Below are 21,205 nucleotides of genomic sequence, written 5' to 3'. Positions count from 1 at the left end.
CCCGCAGGCAGATCGGATGGCCGCACTGCGCCGTCTGATCCGCAAGGCCGGCCTCGTAGTCGCAATTCTCCTGCCGGTCGTCGTTTCCGCCGCTGGACCGGCAATGGCCCAGGACACGGCCAAACCGGCGGATGCGACATCGGCGCTGTTGCTCGACTTCACCACGGGCACGCTGCTTGCCGACCGCAACGCCAACCTGCGTTTTCAGCCCGGCTCGTCCGCCAAGCTGATGACCGCCGTTGTTGTGTTCGACGCCCTTGCTGCGGGCGAGATCACCCAGGAACAGACGTTTCCTGTCAGCGAGCATGCCTGGCGCACGGGCGGCGCGCCGGCACGGGTCACCACCATGTTTGCCCGGCTCAAGAGCGAAGTCCCGGTGATCGACCTGCTGCGCGGGCTGATCATCCAGAATGCCAACGATGCGGCAATCGTGCTTGCGGAAGGCATGGCCGGCAGCGAGGAGGCGTTCGCGGCCCGCATGAACGCCCGGGCAGCCGAACTGGGAATGACGGACACGCGTTTCGCCAATCCGACCGGCTACGAGGCGGCCAGCGCCCACACGAGCGCACGCGATCTCGCACGCCTTGCCGCCTATGTGCTCTCCCGACATACGCCCTATTACACGCTCTTCAGCGCCCCGGACTTCACCTGGAACGGCATTTTCCAGCGCAACAAGAACCCGTTGCTCGAGGAAATTCCCGGGCTCGACGGTCTTGTCGCCGGATATTCGGAAACGTCAGGCTTCAACGGCATCGGATCCGTGCTGCGCGGCTCCCGGCGCCTCGTCGGGGTCGTGGCGGGTCACAAGACCTCCGACGACCGCCGCGATGCCTTGCGCGATCTCTTCGACAGCCTGGAGAAGGACTACGAGGAGGTGGTGCTGTATGCCGCCGGCGAGGCGGTGACGCAGGCGCGTGTGTTTGGCGGAACCGATTCCCAGGTGCCTTTGAGGGTCGACCGGTCCGTGGAGATCCTGCTGCCGCGCGGCGACCGCCACGACTATCACCTGCGGGCCGTCTACAAGGGCCCTCTGTCGGCCCCGGTCGAGCGTGGTCGCGAGGTTGGCGAGCTGCGGGTCCTGCGGGGCGGGACCGTTGTCTACCGGGCGCCGCTCGTTACTGCGGGCGCCGTGGAGCGCGGCACAGTGACCGGCCGGGCGAGAGATGTCCTGCGCGAAACCCTGTTCGGATGGTGGCTTGATGAAGGATGAGGCGGCAATCCCCAGAACCGGCCGTTTCCTGACCTTCGAGGGAGGTGAGGGCGCCGGCAAGTCGACGCAGATCACACGGCTGAAGGCACGTCTCAACGAGGCCGGCATAGAGGCACTGTTGACGCGCGAGCCGGGCGGATCGCCCGGGGCCGAGACCATCCGGCGGATGCTGCTTGGCGGCCGCGTCAAGCCGCTCGGCCCGGAGATGGAGGCGGTCATGTTTGCCGCGGCCAGGGCCGACCATGTCGACACGACGATCCGGCCCGCTCTCGAGGCCGGCCGCTGGGTGCTGTGCGACCGGTTTTCGGACTCCACCCGCGTCTACCAGGGTGAGGCCGGCGTCGACACCGGCTTTCTCGACCGGCTGGAGACGCTGGCGGTCGCCGGCTACCGTCCGGACATGACGGTGCTGATCGACGTGCCACCGGCAACGGGCCTCGCGCGGGTTGCGGCCCGCAGCGCCACGGCGGGCGCACCCGTGCCCGACCGCTTCGAGACCGACGGCGAGACTGTGCATGCCCGGCGCCGCGAGCTCTTCCTGGAACTGGCGCACAACCAGCCGGGCCGGTTTCTCATCGTTGACGGAACGGCGCGCGCCGACGAGGTGGAAGAGGCAATCTGGAGCGCAGTGAGAACCCGTTTCGCCAACGACCTGGACGCACGCGGATGAATGAACTCGCCGACCCGCTCGTCACCGAGGCGGACGCCCTGGAAGACATCCCGCTGCCGCGCGCGCGAGAGACGCTGCTCGGCCATGCCGAGGCCGAACAGGCCCTGCTGGCCGCCTATCGCTCGCAACGCATGCATCACGCATGGATCCTGGCCGGGCCGAAAGGCATCGGCAAGGCGACGCTCGCCTTCCGCTTCGCCCGTTTCGCGCTGGCGCATCCGGACCCCGCCGCGCCGGACGTGCTCAACGCCACGGATCTGACGCTGGCGCCCGACCACCCCGATTTTCGCAAGGTGGCCGGCGGAGCCCATCCCGGACTTCTCCATCTGCGCCGCCCTTACGATCCCAAGCGAAAGTCGAAGGACAAGATCAAACAGGACCTGACCGTCGACGAGATCCGCCGGACGGTGCCGTTCTTCGGCTCCACCGGTTCGGAAGGGTCCTGGCGCATCTGTATTGTCGATGCGGCCGACGACATGAACACCAACGCCGCCAATGCCTTGCTCAAGGTGCTGGAGGAGCCGCCACGCCGTTCCCTGTTCCTTGTCCTGTCGCATGCACCGGGCCGCTTGCTGCCGACGATCCGCTCGCGTTGCCGCTTGCTGCCCATGCGCGAGCTCGTGCATGAGGAGGTGTTGGCGGGCCTGGCGGGCCTGGGCGTCGCCGAACCATCGAGCCGTACGGCGCAGCGTGCCGCCGATCTTGCCCACGGCTCCCTGCGCAAGGCGATCACCCTTGCCGATGGTGACACGATCGCGCTTGCCGACAGTTTCGCCGGCCTTGTCTCGCACCTGCCGCAACTCGACACCGCCGCCGCGCATGCGCTGGCCGACCAGGTGTCGAAGCATGGCGCGGACGATGCCTGGAGCCTGTTCCACGATCTGGTCGGCGAGCATCTGCACACCCTGATCGCCGGGCACCGGGGGCAGCCTCTCCCGCGCCTTGTCAGGGTCAGCGAGGTATGGGAAAAGACCACCCGCGCCGCCCGCGAGGCGGATGCCTTCAATCTCGACAGGAAGCAGGTGGTGCTCAATGCACTGCGCGATCTTGCCGACGCCGCGCGCCCCTGATTTCGCCGACGCTTGCACGCTCTATGACATGCCACCCGAACGCCGGACCCTTTGACAGGCCATGACCGAACGCACCCCCTTTTTCGTCACGACCGCCATTTCCTATCCCAACGGCGCGCCGCATATCGGACATGCCTACGAGGCCCTGGCGACCGACGCCATCGCGCGTTTCCAGCGGCTTGACGGCCGCGACGTGTTCTTCCTGACTGGCACCGACGAGCACGGGCAGAAGATGTTGCAGACGGCGCGCGCGGAGGGCATTCCGGTCCAGGACCTGGCCGAACGCAACGCCACCCGCTTCCGCGAGATGGCCGGCGCGCTCGGCTGTTCCAACGACGATTTCATCCGCACCAGCGAGCCGCGCCATCATGCCGCCAGCCAGGAGATCTGGCGCCGCATGGAGGCCAAGGGCGACATCTACAAGGACAGCTATTCCGGCTGGTACTCTGTGCGCGACGAGGCCTATTACCAGGAAGGCGAGACGGAGCTGCGCGCTGACGGCGTGCGCTACGGGCCGCAGGGCTCGCCGGTGGAATGGGTCGAGGAGGAGAGCTATTTCTTCCGACTGTCGGACTATCAGGAGCGGCTGCTCGCCCACTACGAGGCCAATCCGGACTTTATCGGCCCGGACGAGCGACGCAACGAGATCGTCAGCTTCGTCAAGCGCGGCCTGAAGGACCTGTCCATCTCGCGCACCACCTTCGACTGGGGCGTCAAGGTGCCCGGCGACGAGCGCCACGTGATGTATGTGTGGGTCGATGCACTGACCAACTACATCACCGCGGCCGGCTTTCCCGACGAGACCAACCCGCGCTGGCGCTACTGGCCGGCCGACCTGCATGTGATCGGCAAGGACATCGTCCGGTTCCACGCGGTCTACTGGCCGGCCTTTCTGATGTCGGCCGGGATCGCGCTGCCGAAAAGGGTCTATGCGCACGGCTTCCTGTTCAACAGGGGCGAGAAGATGTCGAAGTCGGTCGGCAACGTCATCGACCCCTTCGCGCTGGTGAACCATTACGGCCTCGACCAGGTGCGCTATTTCTTCCTGCGCGAAGTGCCCTTCGGCCAGGACGGCAACTACAGCCACGACGCAATCGTCAACCGCATCAATGCCGATCTGGCGAACGACCTCGGCAACCTGGCGCAGCGCTCGCTGTCGATGATCGCCAAGAACTGCGAGGGCAGCCTGCCGCAGCCCGGCGCCTTCACCGCCGAGGACGAGGCGATCCTGGCCCAGGCCGACGCCATGCTGCCGGCTGCGCGCGAGGCGATGGAAAGACAGGCGATCCATCAGGCGCTTTCCGTCGTCTGGGCCTGCGTTGCCGAAGCCAATCGCTATTTCGCCGGTCAGGAGCCCTGGGCGCTGAAGAAGAGCGACCCGGACCGCATGGGCACGGTGCTCTATGTCACGGCGGAAGTGATCCGCCAGGTTTCGATCCTGGCCCAACCAGTGATCCCGGGAAGTGCGGCACGGCTGCTCGACCTGCTGGCACTGGATGAAGGCGGACGCGATTTCGCCTCGCTGGGCGGCGACGGCCGGCTTGTCCCGGGCCGTGCTCTTCCGAAGCCGGAAGGCGTCTTCCCGCGTTATGTGGAAACCGAACATCCCGACGACGGGGCGAAGTAATGCTTGTCGACAGCCATTGCCATCTCGACTTCCCGGATTTCGATGCCGAGCGCGACGCGGTCATCGCCCGCGCCGGCGAAGCCGGGGTGGGCCTGATGGTGACAATCTGCACCCGGGTAGCACGCTTCGATGCGATCCGGGCGCTCGCGGAGAGCCATGACAACGTCTTCTGTTCGGTCGGCACTCATCCGCACAATGCCGGCGAGGAAGCCGAAACGGGCGTCACGACGGCTGATCTCGTTCGCCTGGCGCAGCATGAAAAGGTCGTCGCCATCGGCGAGGCCGGGCTCGATTATTTCTACGACAAGGCGCCGCGCGAGGCGCAGGCGCAGGGACTGCGGCGCCATATCGCGGCGGCACGCGAAACGGGACTTCCGCTTGTCATCCATTCACGCGATGCCGACGATGACATGGCCGCGATCCTGCGGGACGAGACGGAGAAGGGGGCTTTTCCGGCTCTGCTCCACTGTTTCTCGTCTGGCCGTGACCTTGCCATGACCGGCATCGAACTCGGCCTGTATGTCTCGTTCTCCGGCATCGTGACCTTCAAGCGCTCGGACGAATTGCGCGCCATTGCCGCCGAGCTTCCCGCCGACCGTCTGTTGGTGGAGACCGACGCGCCTTATCTGGCGCCGCAGCCCTGGCGGGGAAAACGCAACGAACCCGCCTATGTCGCCCATACCAACAAGGTGCTGGCCGAGACGCGCGGGGTTGCCGAGGCCGAGATGGCGCGGCAGACAACGGAGAATTTCTTCCGCCTGTTCTCCCGCGTGCCGGCGCGCTTCAACCCGGCAGCCGGGGGCTGACACCGATGACTGCGGGAGCAAGACTCGATTTCACGCTTCTGGGATGCGGCTCGTCCGCCGGCGTGCCGCGCGTCGGCAACATCTGGGGCGATTGCGATCCGAAAGAGCCGAAAAACCGGCGTAAGCGCTGTGCGTTGCTGGTCGAGCGGCACGGCCCGGGCGGGACGACGACGGTGCTCGTCGACGCGGGACCGGACCTGCGCCAGCAATTGCTCGATGCCGGGGTTACCAACCTCGACGCAGTGCTCGTGACGCATGCCCATGCCGACCACATTCACGGCATCGACGACCTGCGCCCGCTTGCCATCACCCACCGCAAGCTCATTCCCGTCCACATGGACGCGCTGACCGCGCGCCGCGCGCATGAACTTTTCTACTACGGGTTCGCCACGCCGCAGGGATCGAGCTATCCGCCGATCCTGAAGGACATGAGGATCGTGGCCGGAGAAGCCGGTGTCATCGACGGGGCGGGCGGGCCGATCCCGTTCCTGCCGATCGAGGTCGAGCATGGCGACATTCCCGCCCTCGGATTCCGCTTTGGACCGCTTGCCTATCTCCCCGATGTCAAGGAGATACCGGCGAGCGTGGAAAGCGTCTTCGGCGATCTCGACATCTGGGTGATCGACGCGCTGCGCCGCACGCCGCATCCCTCGCATTTCTCGCTGTCAGAAGCTCTTGGGTGGATTGTGCGCGCCAGGCCGCAACATGCCATTTTGACCAACATGCATGTCGATCTCGACTATGCCACGCTTTGCGCCGAACTGCCGCCAGGGGTCGAGCCAGGCTTTGACGGAATGCGCTTTTCCGTCGATCTCGACGACGGGGCATGAAACGACCGGCGCGACCGCCGACGGAAGAGCGCCTGATGAAGTCGGCGCTGCACTATCTCGACAGATATGGATCGAGCCGCGAGAACCTGCGCCGGGTGCTGGAGCGCAAGGTCATGCGCGTGGCCCACGAACTCGAACTCGATCCGGCAGATTTCACCGGCATGATCGCCAGCACCGTGGAACGCTGCGTCAGGTCGGGCCTGGTTGACGACCGCCTCTACGCGGAGGCCCGCATCGCTTCGGAGCGACGCAAGGGCCGTTCGGCGCGCCGCATCAATGCAGTGCTGCAGGCCAAGGGCGTGGAGAGCGAGCTTGCCGAACGCCTGATGGCGGAAGAGGAGGGGGGAGATGTCGCCGCCGCCTGCATCGCCGCGCGCAAGAGGCGCTTCGGCCCCTGGCGAAAGGGCAAGGCAGACGCGGACCGGCAACGCAAGGAGATTGCCGCGCTCTGCCGCCAAGGCTTTTCCTTCGGCATTGCCCGGAAGGTCGTGGAGGCGGATGACGCCGAGCGCCTGCTGGACGAGAGCTCCCCGGAAGACTGACACCACTGGTGCGATGGCGCTAACCGCAGTTGCCAAGCAATCCGCCGACCGCCTTCGACGACCCTTTCAGCGGGAACGAGCGCAGGTGCTCAAGCGAGCCGCCTAGATGAAACACGGCAGTCCGACCCCGCATCAGTTGGGCAAAGAACGGCTGGTCGCTCGCCAGGCTCGGCGACAACAGCGTGCGCGATCCTTCGTCGATGGAGAAGGGCACCCGGGTCGCCTGTCCGCGGTCGACTTCGATCTCGATCTCGAGGCGTCCCTGCGGTTTCACCAGGTCCCGCACGTGATCGCTCACCGAGCCGTCCTCGTTCCACATCCATGTCGGTCCGTAATGGATACGCACGGATGCGCCCTCGCACACGAGCCGCATTCCGTCGCCACTCGCGGCTTCAAACATCGCCGCGGGCGCCGGATCTGCCGCGAAGAACCAGCGATCGCGTGGCTCCTCGTGCAGCCCGTGTACATCATTGCCTGCCAGCCGGTAACGCCGATAGCAGGTCTCGGCGCCGGAACGTCCGCAGGAGCCGCCGTGAAGGACGGCAAGGAACGAGGCCTGCGACGGGCGATCGAAGCGCAGGTCATAAGCGAGGAATTCCGCCACCTTGTCATAAGCGCCGCCCTCGCGCTGGACATAGAGGTTCTGGGTGCATCCGGCCGAGCCGCAAAAGCCCGACTGGAAGCCGTCGCATTTCATTCGGCCATAGTCGACCAGCACATCCGGATGGGCATCGCCGTTGACGTCGACCTGCCTGGCGAACCCGTCGAGGAACTCCAGTGTCTGGCAGCTGTCGGCAAGGCTCTGTCGTTCGCTCGCAAGTACCGTATCCATCGTGGCCCAGGCAGGATCGGGGGACTGCCACGACAGCAGCAAGGCCAACAGAAAGGCGGAAAACGAGCCGGATACCCGGCGTCGGCAGATCTGAAAAGGCATGATTGCAATCTCCCCGGAGCGAAGGCGCGGGATCCGGACACACAGGTGTTCAACTGGCTGGGCCGGCAGGTTGCCTCCGCTCATGCTCGTGTCACGAATGCAGGCCGGCGCGCATTCCAACAGGGAGAGCCTAGACGCCCGGTCCACGCGGCGCAACGAGGGGGAAGGGGCCGCCGGCATGGCATCAGTTGGCGGCAATGTTGCCGGTGTGGGAATAGAAGGCGGCCTGCCCGCGGCCGTTCTCCTTGGCGCGATAAAGCGCCTTGTCGGCCCGGCGCATGAACTCGTCGACACCCGGCGACTTCGCATCGATCAGCACCATGCCGATGCTGGCGCCGATGGTGATCGTGTGGCCGTCGATCTCGTAAGGCGCGGAGACCGCGGCGATGATACGCGCGGCCAGAAGCAGGACCACTTCCGTGTCCTCGACATCATGTTGCAGGATGGCGAACTCGTCTCCGCCAAGCCGCGCAACATGATCGACATCACGCGTGCTGCTGCGCAGCCGGTCGGCAACTTCGCGCAGCAGGGCGTCCCCCACCGGATGTCCGAACGTGTCGTTGACCTGCTTGAAACGGTCGAGATCCATTGCCATCAGCGCGGAGATCTCACCACGCCCGGCGCGTGCCGCCGCCTGATCGAGGCGGTCGCGCAAAAGGGTGCGATTGCCAAGGTCGGTCAGTGCATCGTGCAAGGCCATGTAGGCAATCCTGGCCTCGTTGCACTTGCGCGCATCGATATCCTCCAGAACGCCAGCCCACTGCAGCACATCGCCCGCATCATCGATCACCGGGCCGCCGCGATCGCGCACCCAGAGCCATCGCTCGCCGGCCACGAGAAGCCGGAACTCGATGTCGACAAGCTCCGCCTCGCCGACCTGCTGGCGGAACGTTTCGACAACGCGGTCCCGGTCATCGGGATGCACCCGGTCGAGCCATGCCATGCCAAGCGCCTCGTGGTCGGGCACGCCGGTCAGCGTCTCCCAGCCCTCGACCCACATGATATTGCTGCTCGGAGACCAGCGCCAGAACACAAGCGCACCGGCACTTGCGACGGTGCGCAGTCGGCGGTCATTCTCCCGGCGGGCCGCCTCGGCCGCCTCCACGCTGGTTCGAAGGGTCTCGAACTCGCGAACCGAGGAGGGGGGTATCGGAGCCAGTACGGAACTGCCGTCGCCATTGGCGACCGCCATGCTGTGCGCGGCAAGAGCTTCCACCGGACGGCGGATCAACCCGCCAATCTTGATCACCGCAAGCGTTGCAAAGGACAGGGCCAGCACGGAGCCGAGCAGCAACCCCACAAACGGGGTCTGCCAACGCGCGTTGAACACATCGAGCGGTTCCCCGACGACAAGCGTCCATCCTTCCGGTCCCTTGAGTTTCTGGAAGGAAAGCACCGTCGAAAGGCCTTCCGTCGTCCTCGCCTCGAACCAGCCGCTGTCAGTACCGAGCGCTTCCAGCTTTTTCCAGTCCGGAGCCGTCATGCCGACGACCTTCTCGGGATCTCGCGACCGGGCGACGATCCGGCCGTTCCCGTCCGTGACGGCGACCAGTATTCCTGTCAGAGCGTCCTCGCGCTGCTGCAGCGTGTGGATCAACTGACCGGGAGGAATCGACAGCACGACGATGCGATCATTCGGCTCGCCCTTGTTGCCGACTGGCATGGCAAGATGGATGCGGTGTTCGGTGTAGCTGCCGCCTGGGACAAGATTCGACTTCATCGGCGCGTCCCGTTCTGCGGACCTCAACGCGACCTCGGCAACCGCCGGCGACAGCGTCGCCGCGACCTCGCCATCGAAAACCTCGACCACCTGGACCTGACCGTCCAGGCCTATGCCGTCGAAACGGCTCGACGTCAGGTTGAAGGTTCCGGACTGCGTTTGCAGCGGCCAGAGCGATGCGATGACGCTCAACGCCGTGAAATGGCTGTCGATGTCGGATTCAATGGAACTCGCCAGCGTCAGCGCGGTATCGCTCAGTCGCGCCGTGGCGGTCTGCTTGTAGACATTGCCCGTGCGCCACGTCGCATAGGCGGACACCACCAGCATCGGAATGACACAGATCAGGGCCAACGCCACCAGATAGACGTTGAGGCTGGCCCGGCGCATGGCTGCAGTTTGTGGCGGCACGTGCTTCAACCTCTCAACTCAGGCAACAGATATGCGATTGGGGGAGTTTTGCCGAACGGCGCGGGGGTGAATTGTAAATAGTACGGATATGACATTACGAATATCTATCCACGAACCGACTTGTGGCGCCACGTCAAACACGCCGTACGAGGCTCACATGTGCGTTTTATTTTTTATTCCATAATATATCTTATGCGACTTTTGCATGCTCCGACGGTCATCTGAACCCGGGGCGTTCCTTCTCGCCCTTTTGATGCGTTGGCTGGTTGACCCAGGCCCGCGGCAGAAGATGCTGTGAACAGCCGCGCCATGCCCTTGCCATATCGGGCGCAGCTGTTAGGAAGCGCGCCGACGTTGCCCAACCATACTGCTGCGAAGGACACCGTGCTCTATACATTCCCCCCCGCGACATTCGCGGTTGCTGTCGCCGACTATGACCGGCCCTATGAGAACCCGATCAGCGCTCAGGCGGACGATATCGTTCGCCCCGTGACAGACGGCTCCATGGAAACGGACATCATGGGATGGACATGGTGTATTGGTCCCGACGGACGCGCGGGCTGGACGCCGGATGCATGGTGCCAGCCGATGGACAACGGCTGGCGGCTGATGCGCGATTTCAACGCCCTTGAACTGACAGTGCGCAAGGGCGACCGCCTGCAGCTTCTCCACGGTGAAAGCGGCTTCCTGTTCTGCGAGACGGAAACGGGCGATCGGGCCTGGATACCTGATGCCGTTGTCGAGCTTCAGTCGTGAAAAGCGATGATGCCGGATAATGCAGCAAGACAACCCATGCAAGCGCAGATAGCGGGGAAGAAGCGAATGCGGAGGCAGCGGCTTGCCGTCTATACGTTCAATCAGTTCGTCGCCCCGTATCAATCGGATCGGATAAAGGGCTTCAGGGACGCCGAACCCGGCACGTTCGCGGCTTTCGAAAAGGCCGAAGGTTTCATTTCACGGTCCGGCTACGATGGAGAACCCGGGCCCGAAAGCTGGGGCGAACAGGTGTTTCCGGCCTGCTGGACGAACTCCAATGGCGATGGCTGGGCTCCCTCGACGCTGTCTCTCTGGACCACGCTCGAGACGCTCATGGCGGCCACCTATCATGGTCTTCATGGAGGCGTTCTTCGGCACGGTCAGCACTGGCACGTTCCCGCAGATCACATTCCCGAGTACGTGTTGTGGTGGGTTGAAGACGGCCGCAGACCGGACTGGCGCGAAGCGGTCGACCGGTTTGAGGAACTGATCTCGCATGGCCCGACCCCGCGGGCTTTCACCTTCAAGGTGGCATATGACCCGGGCGGACAGCCTGTGAAACCGAGTGCTGCCGAGATCAAGAAACTGGCCAAACTGAATGCCCGGAAAACATGACCAGCCTGACAGGAAAAGAATAACATATTGTTTTTAAATATGAAATGAAATTTCTTTAACTGACCACCCTCCTCCATCGCTGTGCGGATCTCCTTTGCCACCTTGGCAAGTTCTGCGGGCGGCGGCGTCGGGATCTCGGCAAAGGTGAGTGTCTCCTCGCGAATATAGCGGCGCGAGGTAATGTCCGTGCCTTCGACCATCGGAACGAGATGCGCGTGTGCATGCGGAATGTCGCCGCCGGTGAACAGGAAGGCGACGCGCTGTACGCAATAGAGACGCTTCTGGAGGCTGGCTCCCTGCTTCGGCGCCTTGAGGGTCATGCATCTTGGGTACAGACGTCAATTCCGCAACCCCGCTTGCCGAAAAAGAAAACGCCGGGAGATTCTTCTCCCGGCGTCTCATCTGGCTGACTCCGCCTTACTGAGGCAGCTTGTCGTCGATGCCCTTGATGTACCAGTTCATGCCCAGAAGCGTGCCGTCGTCGAGGATTTCGCCCTCACCGACCGCCTGCGAACCGTCCTGCTTGAAGATAGGACCGGTGAAGGGATGGAACTCGCCCGAGCGGATCTTCTCCTGCGTTTCCGCAGCGGCCTTGGCAACGTCTTCCGGCAGGTTGGTGTACGGCGCCATCAGCACCATTTCGGCGGCAAGGCCGCCCCACACGTCTTCGCTCTTCCAGGTGCCATCGAGAACCGCCTTGACGCGGCCCTTGTAGTAGACACTCCAGTCATCGACGATTGCCGTGAGCTGCGCCTTGGGCGCGAAGTTGATCATGTCGGAGGCCTGGCCGAAACCGATCGCGCCACGCTCCTCGGCAACCTGCAGCGGCGCCGGGCTGTCCGTGTGCTGGGCGATCACGTCGGCGCCCTGGTCGAGCAGCGCCTTGGCGGCGTCCGCTTCCTTGCCCGGGTCATACCAGGTGTTCACCCACACGACCTTGACCTTGAAGTCCGGATTGACCGACTGCGCGCCAAGCATGAAGGAGTTGATGCCACGCACCACTTCGGGGATCGGGAAGGAGGCGATGTAGCCGGCGGTTCCGGACTTCGACATCTTCGCGGCGATCTGGCCGATGATGTAGCGCCCTTCGTAGAAGCGGGCCGAATAGGTCGACAGGTTATCGGCGCGCTTGTAGCCGGTGGCATGCTCGAACTTCACGTCCGGGAACTTCTTGGCGACCTTGACGGTCGGGTTCATGAAGCCGAACGAGGTGGTGAAGATGAGCCCGGCGCCGTCGCGGGCCAGGCGCTCGATGGCACGCTCGGCATCCGGACCTTCCGAGACATTCTCGATATAGACGGTCTCGACCTGATCGCCGAACTCTTCCTCGATCGCGATCCGGCCCTGGTTGTGCTGGTAGGACCAGCCATGGTCGCCGATCGGGCCGACATAGATGAAGCCGATCTTCAGCTTGTCCGCGGCCTGGGCGCCAACGAGGCCCAGGCCAAGCAGCGCTACCGCTGCCAATCCAAGAACTTTTTTCATTTCAAGCTCCTACGTCCCCTGTGTGAAGCCGACGTCGGTTGCCCCCGACGGCTCTTTTCGGGCGGGAGGGATCACCCCCCCTGCCCGGCATTTCACGCATCACCGGTCCGGCACGAAAGGCCTGCCAAGGCAGGCCGGCGTGTTGATCCGGGTCAGGATACGGTTTCGCGATATGATGACAAGCACGGCGATGGTCGCAGCATAGGGCAAGGCGGACAGGAACTGCGAGGGAATCGAGACCCCGTGCGCCTGTGCATGGAACTGCAGGATGCCCACGGCGCCAAAGAGATAGGCGCCGGCCAGAACCCGCAACGGACGCCATGTGGCGAAGACGACCAGCGCCAGCGCGATCCAGCCGCGCCCGGCGGTCATCCCCTCGATCCATTGCGGCGTGTAGGCAAGCGAGAGATAGCCGCCCGCGAGCCCCGCGCAGGCGCCGCCGAACAGCACGGCAAGATAACGGACCTTGAGCACCGAGACGCCGAGCGCATGGGCGGAACCGTGGTTGTCGCCGACGGCACGGATGACGAGCCCCGCACGCGTGCGGAAAAGGACAAAGGTCACGCCCGCAACGAGCGCCAGCGACACATAGACGAGCAGGTCCTGGCCGAACACGATCCGCCCGACGAGCGGAAGGTCGCTTAGGCCCGGGATCGACAGCGCTTGCAGCTTGATTCCCGGCCGTCCGACAAAGGCCTCGCCGATCATGCCCGACAGGCCCAGTCCGAGCAGGGTCAGCGCCAGCCCGGTCGCCACCTGGTTGGCGACGAGGTGCAACGTCAGGAAGCCGAAGAGCAGCGCCATCCCCATGCCCGCCAGCAGCGCACACAGGGCCCCGACATAGGGCGAACCGGTGGCCTGCGCCCCGGCAAAGCCCATCACCGCGCCGACGATCATCATGCCTTCGACGCCGAGATTGAGGACGCCCGAGCGCTCCACGACCAGTTCGCCGATGGCGGCGAGCAACAGCGGCGTGGCCGCGGTGATCACCGTCAACAGAATGGATTCATAGGCTCCCATGGATCAGTTCCCCCTGCCCGTCGCCGACGGCCGCCCGAAGCGGACCCGATACAGGATCAGTGTGTCGCAGGCGAGCACGTAGAAAAGCAGCATCCCCTGAAAGACGCGAGTGGTCTTGTCGGAGATGCCCAACCCGACCTGTGCGGCCTCCCCGCCAAGATAGGACAGCGCCAGAAGGAAGCCTGAAAAGAAGATCCCGATCGGATTGAGCCGGCCGAGAAACGCCACGATGATCGCGGTGAAGCCGTAGCCCGGCGAGACGATCGGCGTCAGCTGGTTCACGGACCCCGAGACTTCGCTGATGCCGGCAAGGCCGGCGAGACCGCCGGCGAGCAGAAAGGCGAACCAGACCATCCGGTTCTGCGAGAAGCCGGCGAAGCGGCCCGCGCGCGGGGCCTGCCCCAGCACCCTGATCTCGAAGCCCTTCAGCGACTTGAGCAGAACCACCGCCATGATCAACACCGCGATGATCGCGAAGATGGCCCCGAGATGCATGCGCCCGTCGGCCAGGGCCGGCAGGGTCGCCGCTTCGGAAAAGACCCGGCTTTCGGGAAAGTTGAACCCGTCCGGATCGCGCCAGGGACCGCGCACCAGCCAGTCGAGCAGCAGCTGCGCGATATAGACCAGCATCAGGCTGGTCAAGATCTCGTTGGTGCCGAACCGCACCTTGAGAAAGGCCGGGATCGCCGCCCAGGCCATGCCCCCGGCAACGCCCATGACAAGCATCAGGGGAAGCGTCAGCGCGCTCTCGAAACCGGGAAACATGATCGGCAGGACACAACCTACAATGGCGCCGAAGGTGAATTGTCCTTCCGCGCCGATATTCCAGTTGTTCGACAGGTAGCAGACGGCAAGGCCGACGCCGATGAGGATCAGCGGGGTCGCCTTGACGACCAGCTCCTGCAAGGACCAGGATGCCGTCAGCGGCTCGATGAAGAATGTATAGAGGGCGATGACCGGGTTCTGCCCCAGGGCGGCGAACAGGATTCCCCCGGTGACAAGCGTCAGCGCGAGCGCGATCACCGGCGACAACAAGGCCATGAGGCTGGATCGTTCTGCGCGTTTTTCCAGCTCAAGCCGCATGTGTCGCGCCCCCGGTCTTGTCGTCGATGCCGCCCATGAGCAGGCCGATGCGCTCGCGCGTCATGCCGTGCGCCGGTTCCGGCAGGGACAGTCGTCCGCGCGAAATGACGGCGATCCTGTCGGCCAACTCGAAAATCTCGTCAAGATCCTGACTGATGACCAGGACGGCCGCGCCCTGGCGGCTGAGGTCTATCAGCTCCTGGCGGATGAGAGCCGCCGCGCCCGCATCGACCCCCCAGGTCGGTTGATTGACGACAAGCACGCCCGGCTGGCGGTCAAGCTCGCGGCCGATGACGAATTTCTGCAGGTTGCCGCCCGAAAGAGCACGCGCTTCCGGGTCGTCATGCGACATGCGCACGTCGTAATTGGTTTTGATGCGCTGCTCCATCTGGCCGGCACGCAGGCCGTCGACGAAGCCGCCGCGCGTCAGCTCGTCGCCCGTTGCGTGGCGTGTCAGCACGATGTTTTCCGAGAGCTTCAGACCCGGCACGGCACCGTGGCCAAGCCGCTCCTCGGGAACGAAGGCTGCCCCCGACCGCCGCCGGGCCGTGATGCCCGTGCGTCCGACCGGTTTTCCGTCGATCTGGACACTGTCCGCCCTCTCGGCCCGCCGCTCCCCCGATACCAGGTCGAAGAGCTCCCCCTGCCCGTTTCCCGCGATGCCGGCGATCGCCACGACCTCGCCCCCGTGAACGGTCAGGTCGATCCCCTCAAGAGGAACCGAGAACGGCCCTTCCGGTCCGGCCGACAGTCCGGAAAGCTGCAAACGCGCCGGACCCTCCCTGGTCGGCACGCCGCGCTTCAGGTCATGCACAGCGGTGCCGACCATGAGCCGTGCCAGCGAACCGGCGGTCTCCTCGGCCGGGTCGCACTCGGCCACCACCTTGCCGTGGCGCATGACGGTGGCGTGGTGGCAGATGCGCTGCACTTCCTCAAGCCGGTGGGAGATGTAGAGGATCGCACAGCCTTCAGAGGTGAGGCGTTGCAGGGTCAGGAACAGCTGATCCGCCTCCTGCGGCGTCAGCACCGAGGTCGGTTCATCCATGATGATCAGGCGCGGTTCCTGCAGCAGGCAGCGGACGATTTCGATGCGCTGGCGGATGCCGACCGGAAGATCCGCGACGACGGCGCCGGGATCGAGTGTCAGGCCGTAATCGCGGGAGACGTCGCGAATGCGCGCGGAAAGATCGCGCATGGATATCGCGCGGGGCATGGCCAGCGCGATGTTTTCCGCGACCGTCAGCGCCTCGAACAGCGAGAAATGTTGAAACACCATGCCGATGCCGAGGCGACGCGCCTCCGCCGGCGTCTCGATCGACACTTCCCTGCCTTGCCAGTGCAGGCTGCCGGAATTGGGCTCGAGCGCGCCGTAGAGGATCTTGACCAGGGTCGACTTGCCCGCGCCGTTCTCCCCGAGCAGCGCATGGATTTCCCCCGCCCGCATCGTCAGGGACACGTCGTCATTGGCGAGGATGTCGCCGAACTGCTTGGAAATCCCCTTGGCCTCCAGCAGGATTTCCCCCTGCCTGTCGCGGCCTGGCGCCGGCGGATCGCTCGGTATTCTGTCTGTCATCGCTCCCCCCGAGCCCTTATCATACGACCCTCAATCCCCCGGCAAGCCTGCCATCTTCTTTGTTGTGGAAAGTCGTGGCCGCCTCGCGCCGGATCATCAGTTCGCTTGCCACGGCAAGGGCGATTGCGGGTGGTTCCTTCGACGTGATGCCGGACACTCCGATCGGGCAGCGGAAGCGCGCCATCGCCTCCTCGCCGTGACCGGCGGAGCGTAGCCTGGAGCGCATGCGCGCCGCCTTGGTGCGGCTGCCGATCATGCCGACTCCGCGAATGCCCGCGCGGTGCAGGGCCGCGTCGGCGATGGCAAGGTCGAGCCCGTGGTCATGGGTCATGATCAGCACCTCGGCGCCATCCGTCGCCAGGGCGCTCACCTGCCCGCTCGCACCGGTCAAAAGCGAGGGCGGATCGGTGTGATGGATGGACACGACATTGCGCGGTGCATGACCTGGAAACGCATCCGGCCGGCTGTCGACCCAACTGACCTTGAACGGCAGCGGTGCCAGAGCGAGAACCAGGGCGCGCCCGACATGGCCCGCCCCGAACAGCAGCAGCGATGTCGCCGGCATCTCGAAACGCTCGACCAGCAGCGATCCCGAAAGATCCAGCGCCGGCCCACACGCGTCTTCAACCGGCAGGATTTCACGCGGTCCGACCGTCCCGTCCGCGGCGATCCGGGCGCGGGTCGCGATCCCGCCCGACAGGGCCGTCGCCGCCAGCCGCTCCACCTCGTCCCGGCGTACGGTACTGAAGCTCTCCACCGCGAGTGTCACCCGTCCGCCGCAACACTGGCCAAGGTCGGGGCCGAGCGAGAAACCGTGCAGCACGAGGCGATCGTCGGACGCCAGGGCGCATTTCCGTGCAAGGGCAATGGCCTCGAACTCCAGCGTTCCCCCGCCAATCGTGCCGTGGAACGAGCCGTCCGGGGCAACCACCATGCGCGCGCCCGTCTCGCGCGGGCCCGACCCTTCGAGCGCGAGAACGCTGACCATGGCGCAAGTGCCGTGGCGCTCCAGCAGTGCGGCGACAGCGCTCCAGGGGTCTCTCATGCGCGGGCCCGGCTCCGCTTCATATGGGAAACGGCCTTGAGGATTTCTTCCGGCGTCGCCGGGGCATCCAGTTCGGGGACTTCTCCGGGATTGAGGCTTGCCACCGCGTCGTGAATGGCGCTGAACACGGAAATCGCCAGCATCACCGGAGGTTCGCCCACCGCCTTCGAGCGGTAGACGGTCGGCGACGGATTGCCGGTGGAGCCGAACAGTTTCACACGGAAGTCCTCCGGCACGTCGGAGGCGGTGGGGATCTTGTAGGTCGAGGGCGCATGGGTGCGCAGCCGGCCGGAGTCGTCCCAGACAAGCTCTTCAGTGGTCAGCCAGCCCATGCCTTGGACGAAACCGCCCTCGATCTGGCCGATGTCGATGGCCGGATTGAGCGACTGTCCGACATCGTGAAGGATGTCGACCCGGTCGACACGCATCTCGCCGGTCATCGTGTCGATGGTGACTTCGGAACAGGCCGCGCCATAGGCAAAATAGAAGAACGGCTGGCCGGAGGCGCTCGGCCGATCCCAGGTGATGCCCGGCGTGGCATAAAAGCCCGTGGCGGAAAGCTGTATCCGCGCCATGTGGGCCTCGCGCGCCAGCTGGCCGAGGCTGATGGTCTCCTCGCCGATGCGCACGCCATTGTCCTGGAAGGAGATCGCGTCGGGCTCGACCTGGAAGCGCTCGCAGGCGAAGGCGACAAGTCGCGCCCGGATTTTTTCCGCGGCGATCTTGGCGGCCATGCCGTTGAGGTCGGTGCCCGAGGAGGCCGCGGTCGGGCCGGTATTGGGCACCTTTCCGGTATGAGTGGCGGTGATCTTCACCCGGTCGAGCGAGACACCGAATTCCTCGGCAACGATCTGGGCGACCTTCTGGAACAGCCCCTGCCCCATCTCTGTGCCGCCATGGTTCAGGTGAATGGAGCCGTCGGTGTAAAGATGCACCAGCGCGCCGGCCTGGTTGAGATGCTTCAGCGTGAACGAGATGCCGAACTTCACCGGGGTCAGGGCCAGTCCCTTCTTCAGGATCGGGCTCGTCGAATTGAAGACGGCGATCGCCTCTCGCCGGGCCCGATAGTCGGAACTTTCCTCCAGTTCGTCGACAACGGCATGCAGCGTGGCATGCTCCTCCACCTTCATGCCGAAGGGGGTGACGTCACGCCCGTCGCGGTAGAAGTTGCGCTTGCGGATGTCGAGCGGATCGATGCCGAGACGGATCGCAAGCGTGTCCATCATCAGCTCGGCGGCAAGCATCCCCTGCGGCCCGCCAAACCCGCGAAAGGCCGTGTTCGAGCAGGTGTTGGTCTTCAGCCTGCGGGAATGGATCAGCGCATCCGGATAGAAATAGCTGGAATCGGCGTGGAACATCGCCCGGTCGACAACGCCGAGCGACAGGTCGGCCGAGTATCCGCAGCGCGCGAAGAAGCGCATGTCTATGGCGCGCACAAGGCCGTTCTCGTCATGCCCGAGAACCCAGTCGGCCCGGAAATCGTGCCGCTTGCCGGTCATGATCATGTCGTCGTCGCGGTCGAGGCGCATCTTGCAGGGATGCCCGGTCACCCGCGCCGCGACGGCAGCGATCCCGGCCCAGTGATTGGCCTGGGACTCCTTGCCGCCGAAGCCGCCGCCCATGCGCCGGACCTCGACGGTGACCGCCGCATCCGGAACCCCCAGGACACGGGCGATCACATGCTGCGTCTCGCTCGGATGCTGCGAGGAGGTATGCACGAACATGTCGCCATCCTCGCCCGGCACCGCCAGGGAGACCTGGCCTTCCAGATAGAAATGCTCCTGCCCGCCAATCTGCAGGCTGCCTTCCAGTCGCTGGCGCGCGGTGGCAAGCCCGGTCTCCGGAGACCCCTTGCGGAACTGGTAGTCCGGCAGGACTGTCGTGTCCGCCGAAACGGCGTCCTCGACGGTCAGCACCGGGGCAAGCGCCTCGATCTCGAACCGCGCCTTGCGCTCCGCATGACGGGCAGCCTCGCGGGTGGTGGCAACGACCGCGAAGACAGGTTGCCCCCAGAACTCGATTTCCTCCTCGACGAACATCGGCTCGTCGCCGAGTGCCGGCGAAACGTCGTTCTTGCCCGGCACATCGGCCCCAGTAAGCACCGCGACCACGCCCGGTGCGGCGCGCACCGCATCCAGATCGAGCGAGATGATCCTGCCTCTTGTCGCATCACGTGCCCATCCCGGCACCACATGCAGCGTGCCGGCCGGCTCACGGATGTCGTCGACATAGACGGCCTCGCCGGTCACATGACGGGCCGCACTGTCATGCGGCAACGGCTGGCGCACGCGCCGCAGCCCGCCTGTTTCCTCGCCGGTGGCGTCCTCAAGCCGCATTGCTTGTCTCCCCGCCGCGCAAACCGGTCACCCGTGTCCTCTCGTCCGGCGTTCCACCGATTTCAACCAGTGACTTGGCCAGCAAAGCACGTGCCACCTCGCGACGATACGCGTCGCTGGCGCGCATGTCGCTGATCGGGTCGAAGTCGTCGCCAAGCGCCTTCAAAGCCGCAGCCCAGCTCGCAGGCTGGTCCGGTCGAGCCCCGATCAGGGCCAGTTCCGCCTTTGCCGCCCGCCGGGGCGTCGCCGCCATGCCTCCGAACGCGAGGCGCGCCTCGGTGATTGTCCCGTCGGCAAGCGTCAGCCGCAACGCGCAAAGCACGGCCGTGATGTCCTGGTCGAAACGCTTGGAAATCTTGAAGCAGCGAAAAGCATGATTGGGATCGAGGCGCGGCACATAGAGGCCGGTGACGATCTCCCCGGGCGCCCGATCCTGCTTGCCGTAGTCGATGAAGAAATCCTCGAGTGCCACCGTGCGCGAGGCCGCTCCCTTGCGCAGTTCCAGCGTCGCACCGAGCGCAATCAGCGCCGGCGGGCTGTCGCCGATCGGCGAACCGTTGGCGATATTGCCGCAGACCGTTCCGGAGGCCCGCACCTGCCGGGATCCGATTCTCCGCCACAACTCGCCGAGATCCGGATCGATCCGCGCCATGAAGGCATGCGTGTCCGAGAACGTCGCCCCGGCCCCCAGCAGCACGCCGCCAGGCGTCTCCTCGACCTTCTCGAAATCGCGCACCCGGCCCAGCCAGATCACTTGCGGCAGATCGCGAAGCTGCTTCGTCACCCAGAGGCCGACATCCGTCGCACCTGCAACAATGGTCGCATCCGGATGCGCCTCGCAAAGCGCCGCCAGGGCGTCGAGAGAGGCCGGCGCGGCAAAGAACCGGTCCTTGTCGCCGAGCCGCAGGTCGTGCGGGTCGCTCGCCATCTCCACAAGGGCGGCCGTCGTCTCCTCCGCGCGGCGGGAAAAGGCATCGTCCGCCACCTGGAAACAGGCCTCCATCGCCGCGTCGACAATCGGACGGTAGCCGGTGCACCGGCACAGATTGCCGGCGAGCCAGTCGGTCACCGTCTTGCGCGTCGGCGGCGCATCAGGTGCGTGATAGAGGGTGAAAAGGCTCATGATGAAGCCCGGTGTGCAAAAGCCGCATTGCGACCCGTGGCAGTCGACCATTGCCTGCTGCACCGGGTGCAGGCGTCCATCCTGCGCCAGATCCTCGACCGTGACCAGCTCCGCACCATCAAGCATGCCGAGAAACTGGATGCAGGAATTGACCGGCTGGTAGACGAGCCGGCCCTCGACCAGCCGGCCGATGGCGACCGTGCAGGCGCCGCAGTCGCCCTCCCCGCAACCTTCCTTGGTCCCGACGAGGCCGCGCCGCAGGCGCAGGTAGTCGAGAACAGTTTCGGTCGGCCGCACGTCGGCGAGTTCGACCACCTTCCCCCTGTGCAGGAAACGGAGTTCCTGGCGCATG

The 21,205-nt window shown here is 65.2% G+C and carries 18 protein-coding genes; 9 read left to right on the top strand and 9 right to left on the bottom strand.

From position 1 onward, the window contains the following. Positions 1-16 precede the first annotated feature (16 nt). From RBB46_RS03375 to RBB46_RS03345, 7 genes are all read left to right on the top strand, one after another. Positions 17-1,210, top strand: a complete 1,194-nt coding sequence (locus tag RBB46_RS03375; protein ID WP_306027468.1) for a D-alanyl-D-alanine carboxypeptidase family protein — start codon at positions 17-19, stop codon at positions 1,208-1,210. Next, entirely contained in the window at positions 1,200-1,880 is a 681-nt protein-coding gene (gene tmk / locus RBB46_RS03370; protein ID WP_306027714.1) for a dTMP kinase, read from the top strand. Before RBB46_RS03375 ends, tmk begins: the two co-directional genes overlap by 11 nt. Further along, complete coding sequence (locus RBB46_RS03365; protein WP_306027467.1) at positions 1,877-2,950, top strand: DNA polymerase III subunit delta'; 1,074 nt, start codon at positions 1,877-1,879, stop codon at positions 2,948-2,950. Before tmk ends, RBB46_RS03365 begins: the two co-directional genes overlap by 4 nt. A gap of 61 nt (positions 2,951-3,011) precedes the next feature. Next, a complete protein-coding gene (gene metG, locus RBB46_RS03360) occupies positions 3,012-4,577 on the top strand; it encodes a methionine--tRNA ligase (protein WP_306027466.1) in 1,566 nt (521 codons plus the stop codon). Beyond that, the gene (locus tag RBB46_RS03355; RefSeq protein ID WP_306027465.1) at positions 4,577-5,383 is read left to right on the top strand and encodes a TatD family hydrolase; all 807 of its coding nucleotides are present in this window, start codon (positions 4,577-4,579) and stop codon (positions 5,381-5,383) included. Before metG ends, RBB46_RS03355 begins: the two co-directional genes overlap by 1 nt. 5 nt (positions 5,384-5,388) lie before the next feature. Then, complete coding sequence (locus tag RBB46_RS03350; protein WP_306027464.1) at positions 5,389-6,213, top strand: MBL fold metallo-hydrolase; 825 nt, start codon at positions 5,389-5,391, stop codon at positions 6,211-6,213. Continuing rightward, a complete protein-coding gene (locus RBB46_RS03345) occupies positions 6,210-6,755 on the top strand; it encodes a regulatory protein RecX (RefSeq protein WP_306027463.1) in 546 nt (181 codons plus the stop codon). The genes RBB46_RS03350 and RBB46_RS03345 overlap by 4 nt, the downstream gene beginning before the upstream one ends. A gap of 19 nt (positions 6,756-6,774) precedes the next feature. Here the strand turns inward: RBB46_RS03345 and RBB46_RS03340 are convergent, their stop codons facing one another. Together RBB46_RS03340 and RBB46_RS03335 are read right to left on the bottom strand one after the other, a co-directional pair. Further along, complete coding sequence (locus tag RBB46_RS03340) at positions 6,775-7,689, bottom strand: hypothetical protein (RefSeq protein WP_306027462.1); 915 nt, start codon at positions 7,687-7,689, stop codon at positions 6,775-6,777. A 184-nt stretch (positions 7,690-7,873) separates the two neighbouring features. Then, complete coding sequence (locus RBB46_RS03335) at positions 7,874-9,817, bottom strand: diguanylate cyclase (protein WP_306027461.1); 1,944 nt, start codon at positions 9,815-9,817, stop codon at positions 7,874-7,876. A 384-nt stretch (positions 9,818-10,201) separates the two neighbouring features. Here RBB46_RS03335 and RBB46_RS03330 point away from each other — a divergent pair, with 384 nt between their 5' ends. Continuing rightward, on the top strand, positions 10,202-10,573 hold the full coding sequence (locus RBB46_RS03330) for an SH3 domain-containing protein (protein ID WP_306027460.1): 372 nt from the start codon (positions 10,202-10,204) through the stop codon (positions 10,571-10,573). Between the two features lie 36 nt (positions 10,574-10,609). Beyond that, on the top strand, positions 10,610-11,188 hold the full coding sequence (locus RBB46_RS03325; RefSeq protein ID WP_306027459.1) for a DUF3291 domain-containing protein: 579 nt from the start codon (positions 10,610-10,612) through the stop codon (positions 11,186-11,188). Between the two features lie 417 nt (positions 11,189-11,605). On the opposite strand, the gene RBB46_RS03320 is transcribed toward RBB46_RS03325, so the two are convergent. The 7 genes from RBB46_RS03320 to xdhA all read right to left on the bottom strand — a co-directional run bounded on the left by RBB46_RS03320 (position 11,606) and on the right by xdhA (position 21,204). After that, positions 11,606-12,673, bottom strand: coding sequence for a BMP family ABC transporter substrate-binding protein (locus RBB46_RS03320; RefSeq protein ID WP_306027458.1), 1,068 nt, complete (start codon positions 12,671-12,673; stop codon positions 11,606-11,608). Between the two features lie 99 nt (positions 12,674-12,772). Next, positions 12,773-13,693, bottom strand: a complete 921-nt coding sequence (locus RBB46_RS03315) for an ABC transporter permease (protein WP_306027457.1) — start codon at positions 13,691-13,693, stop codon at positions 12,773-12,775. 3 nt (positions 13,694-13,696) lie between these two features. Then, the gene (locus tag RBB46_RS03310) at positions 13,697-14,776 is read right to left on the bottom strand and encodes an ABC transporter permease (protein WP_306027456.1); all 1,080 of its coding nucleotides are present in this window, start codon (positions 14,774-14,776) and stop codon (positions 13,697-13,699) included. After that, positions 14,766-16,349 carry an ABC transporter ATP-binding protein gene (locus tag RBB46_RS03305; protein WP_306027455.1) on the bottom strand — a complete coding sequence of 528 codons (1,584 nt, stop codon included), beginning with the start codon at positions 16,347-16,349 and terminating at the stop codon, positions 14,766-14,768. Before RBB46_RS03305 ends, RBB46_RS03310 begins: the two co-directional genes overlap by 11 nt. 19 nt (positions 16,350-16,368) lie before the next feature. After that, positions 16,369-17,394: a xanthine dehydrogenase accessory protein XdhC gene (gene xdhC, locus RBB46_RS03300; RefSeq protein WP_306027453.1), complete on the bottom strand. Its 1,026-nt coding sequence runs from the start codon at positions 17,392-17,394 to the stop codon at positions 16,369-16,371. Then, the gene (gene xdhB / locus RBB46_RS03295; protein ID WP_306027452.1) at positions 17,391-19,730 is read right to left on the bottom strand and encodes a xanthine dehydrogenase molybdopterin binding subunit; all 2,340 of its coding nucleotides are present in this window, start codon (positions 19,728-19,730) and stop codon (positions 17,391-17,393) included. Before xdhB ends, xdhC begins: the two co-directional genes overlap by 4 nt. Next, on the bottom strand, positions 19,720-21,204 hold the full coding sequence (gene xdhA, locus RBB46_RS03290; protein WP_306027450.1) for a xanthine dehydrogenase small subunit: 1,485 nt from the start codon (positions 21,202-21,204) through the stop codon (positions 19,720-19,722). The genes xdhB and xdhA overlap by 11 nt, the downstream gene beginning before the upstream one ends. Position 21,205: the final 1 nt, after the last annotated feature.

The sequence above is a fragment of the Stappia sp. MMSF_3263 genome, assembly GCF_030733745.1.
Lineage (GTDB): Bacteria > Pseudomonadota > Alphaproteobacteria > Rhizobiales > Stappiaceae > Stappia.
This window is presented reverse-complemented; position numbering and strand designations above follow the sequence as displayed.

What these genes read in the sequence shown, in the direction of transcription:
- RBB46_RS03375 (WP_306027468.1), top strand. Translation starts at nt 17, where the DNA reads ATGGCCGCACTGCGCCGTCTGATCCGCAAGGCCGGCCTCGTAGTCGCA.
- tmk (WP_306027714.1), top strand. Translation starts at nt 1,200, where the DNA reads ATGAAGGATGAGGCGGCAATCCCCAGAACCGGCCGTTTCCTGACCTTC.
- RBB46_RS03365 (WP_306027467.1), top strand. Translation starts at nt 1,877, where the DNA reads ATGAATGAACTCGCCGACCCGCTCGTCACCGAGGCGGACGCCCTGGAA.
- metG (WP_306027466.1), top strand. Translation starts at nt 3,012, where the DNA reads ATGACCGAACGCACCCCCTTTTTCGTCACGACCGCCATTTCCTATCCC.
- RBB46_RS03355 (WP_306027465.1), top strand. Translation starts at nt 4,577, where the DNA reads ATGCTTGTCGACAGCCATTGCCATCTCGACTTCCCGGATTTCGATGCC.
- RBB46_RS03350 (WP_306027464.1), top strand. Translation starts at nt 5,389, where the DNA reads ATGACTGCGGGAGCAAGACTCGATTTCACGCTTCTGGGATGCGGCTCG.
- RBB46_RS03345 (WP_306027463.1), top strand. Translation starts at nt 6,210, where the DNA reads ATGAAACGACCGGCGCGACCGCCGACGGAAGAGCGCCTGATGAAGTCG.
- RBB46_RS03340 (WP_306027462.1), bottom strand. Translation starts at nt 7,689, where the DNA reads ATGCCTTTTCAGATCTGCCGACGCCGGGTATCCGGCTCGTTTTCCGCC.
- RBB46_RS03325 (WP_306027459.1), top strand. Translation starts at nt 10,610, where the DNA reads ATGCAAGCGCAGATAGCGGGGAAGAAGCGAATGCGGAGGCAGCGGCTT.
- RBB46_RS03320 (WP_306027458.1), bottom strand. Translation starts at nt 12,673, where the DNA reads ATGAAAAAAGTTCTTGGATTGGCAGCGGTAGCGCTGCTTGGCCTGGGC.
- RBB46_RS03315 (WP_306027457.1), bottom strand. Translation starts at nt 13,693, where the DNA reads ATGGGAGCCTATGAATCCATTCTGTTGACGGTGATCACCGCGGCCACG.
- RBB46_RS03310 (WP_306027456.1), bottom strand. Translation starts at nt 14,776, where the DNA reads ATGCGGCTTGAGCTGGAAAAACGCGCAGAACGATCCAGCCTCATGGCC.
- RBB46_RS03305 (WP_306027455.1), bottom strand. Translation starts at nt 16,349, where the DNA reads ATGACAGACAGAATACCGAGCGATCCGCCGGCGCCAGGCCGCGACAGG.
- xdhC (WP_306027453.1), bottom strand. Translation starts at nt 17,394, where the DNA reads ATGAGAGACCCCTGGAGCGCTGTCGCCGCACTGCTGGAGCGCCACGGC.
- xdhB (WP_306027452.1), bottom strand. Translation starts at nt 19,730, where the DNA reads ATGCGGCTTGAGGACGCCACCGGCGAGGAAACAGGCGGGCTGCGGCGC.
- xdhA (WP_306027450.1), bottom strand. Translation starts at nt 21,204, where the DNA reads ATGCGCCAGGAACTCCGTTTCCTGCACAGGGGGAAGGTGGTCGAACTC.